This window comes from Brucella pituitosa (assembly GCF_003049685.1).
GTDB lineage: Bacteria > Pseudomonadota > Alphaproteobacteria > Rhizobiales > Rhizobiaceae > Brucella > Brucella pituitosa.
On the sequence record NZ_PYSY02000001.1, the window covers coordinates 581,172 to 594,642 of the forward strand.

A 13,471-nucleotide genomic window follows, 5' to 3' on the forward strand; every position below is an offset into this window, starting at 1 on the left:
CGTGATGTGACGTTCCCATAAGGGCCAAGCTTTGGCACATAATAAAGTAACGAACAATGGGGCCACCGCATCGGCCCAAAAATCGAAATGGATTTTTGGAAAGCGCGATGCGTCAACGAAAACGAGACAGAGCGTCCTTTATGCGTCCTTTTGGGCGCATGGCGCTCTGAGAATGGGAGTGCCGGATGTATGATCTTGCCGTGGCCTGGGACTGGCTGGGCTTCGCAGTGCGGTGGCTACACGTCATCACCGCGATTGCGTGGATCGGCTCGTCTTTCTATTTCATCGCGCTGGACCTTGGCTTGCGCCAGCGTCCAGGCTTGCCGGTCGGCGCCTATGGCGAAGAATGGCAGGTCCATGGCGGCGGTTTCTATCACATCCAGAAATATCTGGTTGCACCTGCCGAGATGCCCGAGCATCTGACATGGTTCAAATGGGAATCCTACGCCACCTGGCTGTCAGGCTTCACTTTGCTCTGCATCGTCTATTATGCGGGCGCCGATCTATATCTGGTCGATCCGAATGTGCTCGATGTCTCAGCACCGGTTGCAATCGCTATTTCGATTGCCTCGCTGGCATTCGGCTGGATCGCCTATAACACTATCTGCAAGCTGATGCTCGGCAAGAGCGATACGCTCCTGATGATCATCCTCTACTGCATTTTGGTGGTGATGGCCTGGGGCTATACGCATCTGTTTACGGGTCGTGCAGCTTTCCTGCATCTGGGTGCTTTCACCGCGACTATCATGTCTGCCAACGTGTTCATGGTCATCATTCCGAACCAGAAAATCGTGGTGGCGGATCTGATTGCAGGCCGCAAGCCCGATCCGAAATACGGCAAGATCGCCAAGCAACGCTCAACGCATAACAACTATCTGACGCTGCCGGTTCTGTTCCTGATGCTGTCGAACCACTATCCGCTGGCATTCGGGACTGAGTTCAACTGGATCATCGCCTCGCTGGTGTTCCTGATGGGCGTCACGATCCGCCATTGGTTCAACACGCAGCACGCCCGCAAGGGTAGCCCGACATGGACATGGCTGGTGACGGTTATCCTGTTCATCATCATCATGTGGCTGTCGACTGTACCGAAGATTCTGACGGGTGAACCGGAAGAACAGAAGGTGTCATCGCTGCAGCAGACTTTCATCTCGGACCCGCACTTTGAAAAAGTGCGGGATACCGTTCTGGGACGTTGTGCGATGTGCCATGCAAAGGAGCCGGGTTGGGAAGGCATCATTGTGCCACCTAAAGGTGTAGTCCTTGAAACTGATAGGGAAATTGCCGCGCATGCGCGCGAAATCTATTTGCAGGCTGGTCGATCCCATGCCATGCCGCCCGCCAATGTTACCGGCGTAAGCAATGAGGAGCGCAAGCTGCTCGCTTCCTGGTATGAATCTGCGACTTCTGGAGCAAAGCAATAATGACCAAACTTCTCATCCGTGGCCGCGTGCTGACCTTTCGTGACGAACCGCAGAGTCTGGATGACAGTCAATCCTATCGCTATATCGAAGATGGTGCCGTGCTTGTCGAAAATGGCCGCATCACGCGTCTCGGAGACTACGCCGAGATAAGTGCTGAAGCAGGCAGCGGCGTAAAGGTTGCCGATCATCGCCCACATCTCATCTTGCCCGGCTTCATTGATACGCACATCCATTATCCGCAGACGCAGGTTGTTGCGTCCTACGCGGCCAATCTTCTCGAATGGCTCAACACCTATACATTTGTGGCAGAGCAAAAATTCGCCGATGAGCAGCACGCGGAATTTATCGCTGAGCGCTTTCTGGACGAATTGATCCGCCATGGCACCACCACGGCTGTCGCTTATTGCTCGGTACACCCGCAGAGCGTCGATGCCTATTTCCGTGCATCGCAGCATCGCAATATGCGTATGCTTGGCGGCAAGGTGATGATGGACCGCAATGCGCCGCCCGCACTCTGTGATACCGCTCAATCGGGTTATGATGACAGCAAGCAGCTAATAGCCCGCTGGCATGGCAAGGATCGCCTCGATTATGTGATCACGCCGCGTTTTGCGATTACCTCGACGCCAGAACAGCTGGAAGCAAGTCAGGCGCTTGCACGTGAGCATCCTGAATGCTTTATCCAGACGCATCTCTCGGAAAATCACGAAGAGATTGAGTTCACAAAATCGCTTTACCCGGATGCACCTGATTATCTCGGCATATACGAGCATTATGGTTTGCTCGGCAGTAAGACGTTGCTTGGCCATTCCATCCATCTTGAAGAGCGTGAAGTGCAGGTGATGGCGGAGACCGGCTCGGTTGCGGTTTTCTGCCCGACTTCGAACCTGTTTCTCGGCTCCGGCCTTTTCGATCGCGACCGCCTGAAAGCATCGGGCGTGCGCATGGCAGTCGCAACCGATGTCGGCGGCGGCACTAGCTTTTCGATGCTGCGCACGATGGATGAGGGCTACAAGGTTTTGCAGCTACGCGGAAGCCGTCTCAATCCGTTCCAGTCATTCTACATGATGACGCTCGGCAATGCCCGCGCGCTCTCAATGGAAGACAAGATCGGCACGCTTGATGAGGGCACCGAAGCCGATATCGTGGTGCTGGATTCGGCAGCGACATCGCCGATGCGTCTTCGCATGGCTGCAGGGGCAACGCTTGAACAGGAGTTGTTCCTGCTGCAAACGGTCGGTGATGACCGTGCGATTGTCGAGACCTATATCGCGGGAAAGCCGCTGAAGGCCGAACTCGCCTAAAGAAATCTCTGGAGGAGGGAGAGGGAGGACCCGTGGCGGAGCAATCTGCTGCGGGTTCTTCTGTTTTTGAAGCGTATCCCGAAAAGTGTGAAATGGTTTTCGGAATAGATGCGCGTTCTAAAGCTCTTCCGGGCGCTTGCCACCCATGGTTCGGGTCAGCTCATCGGCTGTCTTGCGGATCATCGGCCCAAGTTCTTCCAGCTTTTTCTTAGGCAAACGCACGGCAGGTCCAGAAACGGAAATGCCCGCAATTGCTTCCCCATACTCGTTGAAAATAGGTGCTGCGATGCAGCACATGCCGAGCGTATGTTCTTCATCGTCAATCGACCAGCCACGGGTGCGGGTTTCCTGAATGTCTTTCAACAGGGCAGGTAACGTGTCGAGTGTGCGTTGTGTGAAGTGCTCAAGTGTTCTTCCCGAAAGCGTTCGCGCAATCTCTGTATCCGACCATGTCGAAAGCACAGCCTTACCGATGCCGGATGCATGGATCGGTCCACGGCGCCCCGGGCGGAAAAAAGCGCGCATCGGCGCATGGCTTTCGATCTGCGAGATGAACACGACATCGCCGCCGTCCTCGACGCCGATATTGGCGGTCTCGCCACTCGCTTCCATCAATTGCTTGAGATAAGGTCGCGCCAGAGTGCCGAGCTTGCGGAAGCGGCGAAAGGCATTACCGATTTCAAATGCCTTGACGCCGATGGTCCAGTCGCCGCTCTCCGCATCATGCGAAACCATGCCGTGATTTGCGAGTGATGAAAGAAGTCGATGCACGGTTGAAGGTGCCATGTGGCTTGCATCAGACAGATCGGTCAATGTCGAACCGTCATTCTCGGCAATAAGTGCCAAAAGCTTGAGGCTGCGATCCAGAACCTGAACGGATGAAGGTGCCGCGTTTTCCGCTGCCTTGCGGCCCCGCTTCGCTTTTATCTGTTCCATCAGCCGCCTCCGATTCCTTGTTTTTCTATCACTACCTTATCCCCATGACCTCGAAAAGGGCGTGGCGATTATCTCCATTCCGTTGAAAATCTTTATTTCCGTATGATGGTATGCATTTCCATTTTTTGGCTATAGATTTTGTAAATGGAGAATTATTCCATAGGAGGAAGCCGTCATGGCCAGAATGCGTGCAGTCGATGCAGCCGTACTTGTGCTGGAAAAAGAAGGGATCAATTGCGCTTTCGGTGTGCCGGGTGCTGCGATCAACCCATTTTACTCCGCCATGAAAGCGCGTGGTTCTATCCGCCATATTCTTGCACGCCATGTTGAAGGCGCTTCACACATGGCTGAAGGCTATACCCGCGCAAAGTACGGCAATATTGGTCTGTGCATCGGCACATCCGGCCCAGCTGGTACGGATATGATCACCGGCCTCTACTCGGCATCCGCCGATTCAATTCCAATCCTCTGCGTTACAGGCCAGGCCCCCCGCGCGCGCCTCGACAAAGAGGACTTCCAGGCAGTCGATATTGCCAAGATCGCAGCCCCCGTCACCAAATGGGCGGTTACGGTTATGGAGCCACCACTGGTGCCTTTTGTTTTCCAGAAGGCATTTCATATCATGAAGTCGGGTCGTCCCGGCCCGGTGCTGATCGATCTGCCGATCGATGTCCAGCTCGCCGAAATCGAGTTTGACATCGATACCTATCAGCCGATGGAAGCATATAAGCCTTCAGCAACCCGTGCACAGGCCGAAAAGGCCATTGCCATGCTCAACGCAGCGGAACGTCCGCTGATTGTTGCAGGCGGCGGTATCATCAATGCCGATGCTTCCGATCTTCTGGTTGAGTTCGCCGAAATCACCGGCATTCCGGTTATTCCAACCCTGATGGGCTGGGGTGTCATCCCCGATGATCACCGCCTGATGGCAGGCATGTGCGGTCTTCAGACGTCGCACCGTTATGGCAATGCCAGCCTGCTTGCGTCAGATACCGTTATAGGCATCGGAAACCGCTGGGCAAACCGCCATACCGGCAATGTCGAAACCTATAAAAAAGACCGCAAGTTCATCCATGTCGATATTGAACCCACCCAGATTGGCCGTGTGTTCGCACCGGACTTCGGTATTGTTTCGGATGCTGCTAAAGCTCTGAAATTGCTACTCGACGTTGCGACCGAATGGAAATCCGCTGGCAAGCTGCGCGACTGGTCGGGCTGGGCCGAGGAATGTGCGACCCGCAAGAAAACCATGCTGCGTAAGACCCATTTCGATCAGACGCCGCTCAAGCCGCAGCGCGTCTATGAAGAGATGAACAAGGCCTTTGGCCGCGACACTTGTTATGTCACGACCATTGGTCTGAGCCAGATTGCCGGTGCGCAGTTCCTGCATGTGTATCGTCCGCGCAACTGGATCAATTGTGGTCAGGCTGGCCCGTTGGGCTGGACATTGCCAGCCGCTCTCGGCGTCCGCGCTGCCGATCCTCATCGCCCAATCGTTGCGCTTTCAGGCGACTATGATTTCCAGTTCATGATCGAGGAACTGGCGGTCGGTGCACAGCACAAGCTGCCTTACATTCATGTGGTCGTGAACAATTCCTATCTCGGCCTCATTCGTCAGGCGCAGCGCGGCTTTAATATGGATTTCGAGGTCAGTCTCGCCTTCGACAATATCAACGCATCAGGTGACGCGGAAAAGGGTTACGGCGTCGATCACGTGGCGGTTGCGGAAGGCCTCGGCTGTAAGGCGATCCGGGTTCGCAGTCCGAACCAGTTCGCGGAAGGTTTTGAACAGGCTAAGGCGCTGATGGAAGAGCATCAGGTGCCGGTTGTTCTCGAGTTCATCCTTGAGCGCGTCACCAATATTTCCATGGGGGCGGATATTGATCAGGTCGTCGAGTTTGAAGAGCTCGCCGAACGTGGCGAGGATGCGCCAACGGCGATTGCCATGCTGCTGGATTAAAAATGAGCAATTGCAGGAAAAGTGTGAAGCGGTTTTCCGTTCACAATTGCCTAGAAAAATAGAGGAGGCGGAAATGCCAAGATTTGCAGCCAATCTCACCATGCTTTTTAACGAAGTGCCGTTCATGGATCGCTTCGCTCTCGCCGCCAAAGCCGGTTTCACAGGGGTGGAATATCTCTTCCCCTATGACTTCAACCGCCATGAGCTGAAAGCCGCACTCACCAAGCACAATTTGGCGCAGGTGCTGCACAATTTGCCTGCAGGCAACTGGGGTGGTGGCGAACGCGGTATTGCTGTTCTGCCTGATCGTATCGATGAGTTCCGTCGCGGTGTTGCCGACGCGATTGACTATGCGACAACGCTTAACTGTTCGCAGGTCAATTGCCTCGCGGGTATTGCCCCACAGGGCGCTGATCCAGATGTGTTGCGCGCAACTTTCGTCAGCAATTTGCGGCTTGCCGCAAAGGAATTGGGCAAGCATGGCATCCGCCTGCTGATCGAGCCGATCAATCACTATGATATTCCGGGCTTTTATCTCAATACGGTGGAGCAGGCAGTTTCGATCATTGACGAGGTCGGCAGCAACAACCTGTTCATCCAGTATGATCTCTATCATCAGCAGCGCACACGTGGTGAATTGATCGCCACCTATGAACGCTACAAGCCGCTGATTGCGCATGTTCAGCTTGCCGATAATCCGGGTCGTAACGAGCCGGGCACGGGCGAAATCAACTATCCATATGTGTTCGAAGCTCTGAAAGCCGCCGGTTACAAGGGCTGGATCGGTTGCGAATATAAGCCCAAGACCACAACCGAGGAAGGTCTTGGCTGGTTCAAACAATATGAAGCTGAACGGTTGAGTGCATAAGTTAGAATAGGGAGTAAGCGAAATGGCCAAGATCGGCTTCATCGGATTGGGGATTATGGGCAAGCCAATGGCGCAGCATTTGCAAAATGCAGGCCACCAGCTTTTTACCTCAAAGCATACGCAGCCCCCGCATAAAGACTTGCTGGATGCAGGACTGACCGTTCTCGATACGCCCAGGGCAGTGGCTGCGGAATGTGAGACAATCATCCTCATGCTACCGGATACGCCGCAGGTAGCCGACGTTCTGTTTAGTGAGAATGGTGTTGCGGAAGGCTTGGGCAAGGGCAAGACGCTCATCGATATGAGCTCGATTTCGCCTATCGAAACCAAGGAGTTTGCGAAAAAAGTCCGGGCAACCGGTGCGGAATATATCGATGCACCAGTGTCAGGCGGCGAGGTCGGTGCGAAGAACGCGAGCCTTTCCATCATGGCAGGCGGTGCACAGGCAAGTTTTGATGCCGCACTGCCTCTGCTGAAACTGATGGGCAAGAACATCACGCTTGTGGGCGATTGCGGTGATGGCCAGACCACCAAGGTCGCAAACCAGATTATCGTCGCGCTCAATATTGAAGCTGTCGCCGAAGCGCTGGTCTTTGCCTCCAAAGCGGGTGCCGATCCGGCCAAGGTGCGTGAAGCGCTGATGGGTGGCTTTGCTTCCTCGCGTATTCTGGAGGTACACGGCGAACGCATGATCAAGCGCACATTCGATCCGGGTTTCCGCATTGCGCTGCACCAGAAGGATTTGAATTTGGCTTTGCAGGGCGCGAAGGCTTTGGGCGTTTCGCTGCCGAATACCGCGACAGCACAGGAATTGTTCAACTCTTGTGCGGCTCATGGTGACGACGGTCTGGATCATTCCGGGCTGGTGCGTGCGCTGGAACGCATGGCAAACCATGACGTTGCATAATCCCCAAGTTTGATTTCTCTGGAGGGGAGAACATGGAGCTGGTTATCTGGAGGGAGATGGCCGGCTCCATTGCTTTTATATGCGCGGCACGAAATAGTGCTGTGAAACAATAAACAAAATCGGGAATCTCATGACCGCTATCACCGATCCGAAGAAGTTTCTGACCAGCCTGTTTGATGCAGCGGTTGCTGCTGCTGATCCTGAACTGGTGATCCGCGCCAATCTGCCTGCCAAGCCCAAGGGCCGGACGATTGTGATTGGTGCAGGCAAAGGCTCGGCACAGATGGCGGCTGCATTCGAGCGGGCATGGGCCGAGCGGCATGAGGGTGAGGACGCGCCACTCGAAGGTATTGTCGTCACGCGCTATGGCTATGGTGCGCCTTGCAAAACCATCGAGATCATCGAAGCATCGCACCCGGTGCCTGATGATGCCGGGCTTGCGGCCTCAAAGCGACTGTTCGATGCAGTGTCGAACCTCACAGAAGATGACCTTGTGGTGGCGCTTGTTTCTGGTGGAGGGTCTGCCTTGTTGCCATCGCCGCCCGAAGGTCTGACACTGGACGACGAGATTGCGGTCAACAAAGCGCTGCTGGCATCTGGTGCGCCGATTTCGGCCATGAATGCCGTGCGAAAACATCTCTCAACCATCAAGGGCGGAAGACTGGCAGCGCACGCACATCCGGCAAAGGTCTTCTCGCTGGTGGTTTCGGATATTCCCGGTGATAACCCTGCCTTTGTCGCTTCTGGTCCGACCGTGCCTGATGCAACATCTCGCGATGACGCGCTCAAAATCATTGAACGTTACAAGCTTGAACTGCCGGATGCGGTGCTTGCGCATATCAAAAGCGAGAAGGCTCATGCGCCGAAGCCTGACGACACGATCTTTGCCGACAATGAAGTGCGGGTAATTGCGTCAGCAGCCGTCTCACTGGAGGCCGCAGTCAAGGAAGCCGAGCGCCATGGTGTTGAAGCGGTGATCCTGTCCGATTCAATGGAAGGCGAGGCGCGCGAAGTAGCGCATGTTCATGCAGCAATCGCGCGTGAAGTGGCGGATCGTGATCGCCCGTTCAAAAAACCGATTGTGTTGCTTTCCGGTGGTGAGACCACCGTGACCATCCGCGCCAAAGGCGGCAAGGGTGGCCGCAACAGCGAGTTTCTGCTGGCTTTTGCGCTCGATATTGATGGCTATGCGAATATTCATGCGCTGGCAGCAGATACCGATGGCATTGACGGTTCGGAAGATAACGCCGGAGCTTTTGCCGACGGTACAACGGTTTCACGGCTACAAAAGGCTGGCGAAGATGGTGCGACCCGGCTTAATGCCAATGATGCATGGACGGCATTTGACACAATCGATGATCTGTTCATGCCCGGTCCTACCGGAACAAACGTCAATGATCTCAGAGCTATTTTGATATTGGCTTAGTTTCGTCGTCGATCAGAATGCGCGTAGCCGCGCCATCCAGATCTTCATACTGGCCGTTTTTTAAAGACCATAGAAATCCCGCAAGGCCCAGAACCCCCAGGCCCAGCGCGATAGGAATAAGGAAAAGCAGTCCGCTCATTTGTGCGCTTCCTTGAGAAGGACAGCAGGTGCAACGCTGGTCTGCACCGGCTGCTTTTGTTTTCCGGCCCTAAGCCGCATGGCGTTGCTCACTACCACAATTGATGACAGCGACATCGAAAGTGCTGCCACCAGCGGCGTGACATAGCCGAAAATCGCAATCGGCACAGCAATGATATTATAGCCGATGGAAAGCGCAAAGTTCTGGCTTATCAATCGGCCTGCTTCTTTTGATACAGCAAAAGCCAGCGGTACGGCGGAGAGACTTTCGCGCAGGAACACGAAATCGGCAGCGTTGCGGCCAATGTCGGCAGCCGTTGCCGGGGCCATGGAAACATGGGCCGCGACGAGCGCTGGCGCATCGTTCAGCCCGTCACCGACCATCAGAACTTTGCGACCATCGGCGGTGAGTTCCTGCACAAGTTGTGACTTGTCAGCAGGCAGAACTTCGCCACGATAAGTATCAACACCCAGATAACCGGCCAGCTTTTGCACGGCAGGCTGTTTGTCGCCGGAAATGATTTCAAGCTTCAAGCCATTGCGTTTCAACGCACCGATGGCGGCCGCCGCATCTTCGCGCGGTTGGTCTTCAAAGCGGAAGGTTTCAACCAGCTTGCCGTCGATGGAAAGGCCAGTCTCTGGGCCATCAGAAAGAGCGGCATTTGCATGGTTGTCCGCCCATTCGCGCTTGCCATGCCGATAGATCGTGCCGCTCAGTTCGGCTTCAATGCCAGCACCAGGAATTTCCTCAATGCGGGTGAAGGCCGTCATTGGCTTTGCGCCTGAAAACAGCGCAAGCGCCCGCGACAATGGATGACGCGAATAAAGCGACAGTTCAGCAGCAATTTCGAGGTGGTTCGGGTTGATCGCATCGCGGTTAGTCAGGCGTGGCTGACCAAGTGTCAGCGTACCGGTCTTGTCGAACACAGCAGTGTCGATCTCAGCCATCCGCTCCATGGCGGAGCCGTCCTTGATCATGATGCCATTTTCAAACAGGCGGCGAGCTGCAACCACCTGCACAATCGGCACCGCAAGCGCCAGCGCACAGGGGCAGGTGATGATGAGTGTGCAGATCGCGATATAGATCGAGCGATACCAATCGCCGCCGGTATAGATCATCCAGCCGACAAATGCCGCAAAGGCTATCGTATGCACCATCGGCACATAAAGCTCCGAGGCGCGATCAGCGAGACGACGATAATAGGCGCGGCCTCCTTCGGCCACATCCATCAGACGCACCATTTCGGCAAGGAACGAATCTTTTGCTTCAGCGGTCGCACGAATGACGAGCGGGGCTGAGAGGTTCATGGTTCCCGCACGAATATCCGAGCCGGGGCCAACTGGAACCGCATCGCTTTCGCCCGATGCAATGGCGCAATCGAGTTCCGAACGACCGTCTTCGACTTTGGCATCGACCGGCACACGTTCGCCAGCGGCAAGGATAATCCGCATTCCGGGGCGGATTTCATTGACCGGCAGATAGTTGCGCTCGTCATTGTCACCAATCACCACCGCACCGCGCGGACTCAATTGCGCCAGACCGCGAACAGCAGAACGCGCACGTGCACGCATCAGATAGTCGAGCGTGCGGCCAATCAGCAGGAAGAACAGCAGTGAAACCGAGGCATCAAAATAGGCGTGCTGCCCATGGTTCATGGTCTCGTAAACACTCATGCCGAAGGCAAGCGAAATGGCAAGCGCGATTGGCACATCCATGTTCACGCGTCGGGTGCGCAAGGCATTCCATGCAGAAACATAGAAAATTCGACCCGAATAAATCAGTGTTGGCAGCGCTATAAGACCGGAAATCCAGTGAAACATATCGCGGGTGGCGGCATCCGCACCCGACCAAACTGCAACCGACAGTAGCATCACATTGCTGGATGCGAAGGCTGCAACGCCGAGTGCAATCAACAGCCGCGTGAAGGTCGGGTCCTTATCCTGAACCATATCGAAAATATGCGCCTCATAGCCAAGGCGGCGCAGCGGATCGACCACATCGGGCGGTGTTTCACCGTCCTTCCAGCGAATGGTGACGCGGCGCGCTGTGAGATTAACGCGAACATAAGCGACGCCCTTGAGCTTGCCGAGCGCCCCTTCAATGGTCTTGATGCAGAGGCCGCAATGAACGCCCGGAACCGAGAGGTCAAGCTGGCGCAGGCCATCGCCCAACGCACGGCTCGCAACCAGCATTTCATCTGGCGAGACAGCTTGAATGGCAGTGGCTATCTGAGCATTTTCAACGCAGCAACTCATAAGATCCTCCCGTCCTTTACAAGAACGCGGATGATGTGGCGATAGGGATCTTCAAGACCATAATCTTCATTGGTATCGGCATTGACTTCCATGATCCACGCGCCTTCGCCAAGTTCAAGCGGCGCGGTCAGCACACCCTCGTCACCCGCGCTGAGAGTGACTTTGGTGTCATGGACATCACCGACCGGGCGCTTGAATTCAACCGTGCCGCCGGTCACGTTTATGGCTTTGCCGTCGCGATCCGCAAGTTTCCAGCTGAACACACCTTCTGCATAAGATGGCTGTGACTGCCAACCGAGTGCAGCTTGTTCCTTGCCGGTCTCGGCTTTGTCGTTGAACTCCTGGCTTGCGACATAGGTGTTTTTCACCACAAGTCCGCTCCAGCTGCTGATAGCCTTGTAAGCCATGGTCATATTGACAGCGATGATGACGCCAAAAAAAGCAATCATGATGCCCAGCATGTGCCAGCCGGTAAAAGTACCTGACGTTTTCGATTTTACTGACATCATTTCTTCTCCGGGGCCATGAAGGTTGCCTTGTAGCGTGCGCTTTCAGAGCCGTCTGCGTCGCGCACTTCGATTTCATAGTCAGAGCGGGGCTCCATGATAGCATCATGCGGCAGGGTTACGAAAACGCGCAGCGTCTTCAGTCTGTCTGGTTCAACTGGCACATCATAATTGCCGTCCGCATCGATGTTTTCATCCTGAACAGTCAGCGTTGCACCCGGCAGACCTTCGATTGAAAGACGGAAGGTGCGCGGAACGGGGATCATGTTCAGCAACTTGACCGTATAACCGTTGCGGATCGAGCCATCGGACAGCAACACATATTGCGGTGTGCGATCATGCAGCACGTTGATGCCGATGCGTTGGCGCATGGAAAGCGAGATAACCAGCGTCAGGCCGATCAGCGCCCAGACGATGAAGTAGAACAGGATGCGCGGACGTAAGACTTTTTTCCACGACAGATGCTCAACGGCACCGGAGAGCTTGTTCGGCGCTTCATAAACGCGTGCCGGATCAATAGGGGCGGTGCCATTGTTGGTGGCGAGCGCCATATTCCAATCGTAATCGGCAAGCGTTGCATAGGAAATCAGACCACGTTCCTTGCCAACCTTGTCCATCACGCTGTCGCAGGCATCAATGCAGAGCGCGCAGGTGATGCACTCAAGCTGCTGACCGTCACGAATGTCGATACCCATCGGGCAGGCGGCAACGCAGGCATTGCAATCGACGCAATCGCCAACGGTTTCGCCTGAAGCCAATGCCTTCTTGGAATGGCGTGAGCGCGGTTCGCCGCGCCAGTCATTATAGGTCACGGTCAGCGAGTTTTCGTCAAGCATCGCTGCCTGAATGCGCGGCCATGGGCACATATAGGTGCAGACCTGCTCGCGCATCAGACCACCGAAAACATAGGTCGTAGCCGTCAGGATCGCGACGGTGAAATAGGCGACGGGTGCTGCCTGACCGGTCACAAAATCCATGAGAAGGGTGGGCGCGTCGGCAAAATAGAAAATCCATGCGCCGCCTGTCAGAACGCCGATGATAATCCAGATTGCGTGCTTGGTTACGCGCTTCCAGACCTTGTCGAAGCTCCATGGTGCCTTGTCGAGCTTCATGCGGGCATTGCGGTCGCCTTCAATGGCGCGCTCGACAACCAGATAAAGATCGACCCAGACGGTCTGCGGGCAGGTATAGCCGCACCAGGCGCGCCCAGCCGCCGATGTCACCAGAAACAGACCAAGGCCCGCCATGATGAGCAGACCTGCAACATAATAGAATTCCTGCGGCCAGATTTCGATGAAGAAGAAATAGAAGCGGCGATTGGCCAGATCGATCAGCACTGCCTGATCGGGCGCATATGGCCCACGATCCCAGCGAAGAAACGGCGTCAGGTAATAGATCCCCAATGTGATAAACATGATGATCCATTTGAAGCGGCGGAAATTGCCTTGCACGCGCTTCGGAAATATCTTTACCCGCGCCGCATAGAGCGACTTCCCACTCATTGGGGGGCGGGTCTTGGGGGAATTGACTGCCTGAACGTCTATGCGTTCGACATCATCTGACATTTGCCTTGCTCCTGAAGCACGATGCCGGACAGACAGAAGCTGGCTTGCCGGTAGATCGCACTTGCAACAATTGAGAGCGGGGTGGTTATTCGCCGTCCGTTCCGATGCAGTAACATGAGTGCAGCCCCGATTTGCCGTTCAACTGGAGCTGCCCTTTATTTTAACTGGCCCCGGAAAGGGG

Annotated in this window: 11 protein-coding genes; 6 read left to right on the forward strand and 5 right to left on the reverse strand. The window is 55.2% G+C overall.

What is annotated here, in order from left to right; all coding sequences use genetic code 11:
* Positions 1 to 185: 185 nt before the first annotated feature.
* Together C9380_RS02745 and guaD are read left to right on the forward strand one after the other, a co-directional pair.
* Entirely contained in the window at positions 186 to 1,424 is a 1,239-nt protein-coding gene (locus C9380_RS02745) for a urate hydroxylase PuuD (RefSeq protein ID WP_111786804.1), read from the forward strand.
* Complete coding sequence (gene guaD, locus C9380_RS02750) at positions 1,424 to 2,728, forward strand: guanine deaminase (RefSeq protein ID WP_024896080.1); 1,305 nt, start codon at positions 1,424 to 1,426, stop codon at positions 2,726 to 2,728. Before C9380_RS02745 ends, guaD begins: the two co-directional genes overlap by 1 nt.
* Positions 2,729 to 2,845: 117 nt before the next feature.
* On the opposite strand, the gene C9380_RS02755 is transcribed toward guaD, so the two are convergent.
* The gene (locus tag C9380_RS02755; RefSeq protein WP_100559677.1) at positions 2,846 to 3,664 is read right to left on the reverse strand and encodes an IclR family transcriptional regulator; all 819 of its coding nucleotides are present in this window, start codon (positions 3,662 to 3,664) and stop codon (positions 2,846 to 2,848) included.
* 175 nt (positions 3,665 to 3,839) lie between these two features.
* Here C9380_RS02755 and gcl point away from each other — a divergent pair, with 175 nt between their 5' ends.
* From gcl to C9380_RS02775, 4 genes are all read left to right on the forward strand, one after another.
* Positions 3,840 to 5,624, forward strand: a complete 1,785-nt coding sequence (gene gcl, locus C9380_RS02760; RefSeq protein ID WP_128092946.1) for a glyoxylate carboligase — start codon at positions 3,840 to 3,842, stop codon at positions 5,622 to 5,624.
* A gap of 73 nt (positions 5,625 to 5,697) precedes the next feature.
* Complete coding sequence (gene hyi, locus C9380_RS02765) at positions 5,698 to 6,492, forward strand: hydroxypyruvate isomerase (RefSeq protein WP_024896083.1); 795 nt, start codon at positions 5,698 to 5,700, stop codon at positions 6,490 to 6,492.
* 22 nt (positions 6,493 to 6,514) lie between these two features.
* Entirely contained in the window at positions 6,515 to 7,399 is an 885-nt protein-coding gene (locus tag C9380_RS02770; RefSeq protein ID WP_111786801.1) for a 2-hydroxy-3-oxopropionate reductase, read from the forward strand.
* Positions 7,400 to 7,529: 130 nt separating this feature from the next.
* Positions 7,530 to 8,825: a glycerate kinase type-2 family protein gene (locus C9380_RS02775; protein WP_128092947.1), complete on the forward strand. Its 1,296-nt coding sequence runs from the start codon at positions 7,530 to 7,532 to the stop codon at positions 8,823 to 8,825.
* On the opposite strand, the gene ccoS is transcribed toward C9380_RS02775, so the two are convergent.
* Genes ccoS through ccoG form a run of 4 tightly spaced genes read right to left on the reverse strand, consistent with a single transcriptional unit; the run spans position 8,806 to position 13,290 of the window.
* Entirely contained in the window at positions 8,806 to 8,964 is a 159-nt protein-coding gene (gene ccoS, locus C9380_RS02780) for a cbb3-type cytochrome oxidase assembly protein CcoS (RefSeq protein ID WP_024896086.1), read from the reverse strand. The two genes, C9380_RS02775 and ccoS, sit on opposite strands and share 20 nt — an antisense overlap.
* Positions 8,961 to 11,219, reverse strand: coding sequence for a cation-translocating P-type ATPase (locus C9380_RS02785; protein WP_128092948.1), 2,259 nt, complete (start codon positions 11,217 to 11,219; stop codon positions 8,961 to 8,963). Before C9380_RS02785 ends, ccoS begins: the two co-directional genes overlap by 4 nt.
* On the reverse strand, positions 11,216 to 11,725 hold the full coding sequence (locus C9380_RS02790) for a FixH family protein (protein WP_024896088.1): 510 nt from the start codon (positions 11,723 to 11,725) through the stop codon (positions 11,216 to 11,218). The genes C9380_RS02785 and C9380_RS02790 overlap by 4 nt, the downstream gene beginning before the upstream one ends.
* Positions 11,725 to 13,290, reverse strand: coding sequence for a cytochrome c oxidase accessory protein CcoG (ccoG, locus tag C9380_RS02795; RefSeq protein ID WP_100559667.1), 1,566 nt, complete (start codon positions 13,288 to 13,290; stop codon positions 11,725 to 11,727). The genes C9380_RS02790 and ccoG overlap by 1 nt, the downstream gene beginning before the upstream one ends.
* Between the last annotated feature and the right edge of the window lie 181 nt (positions 13,291 to 13,471).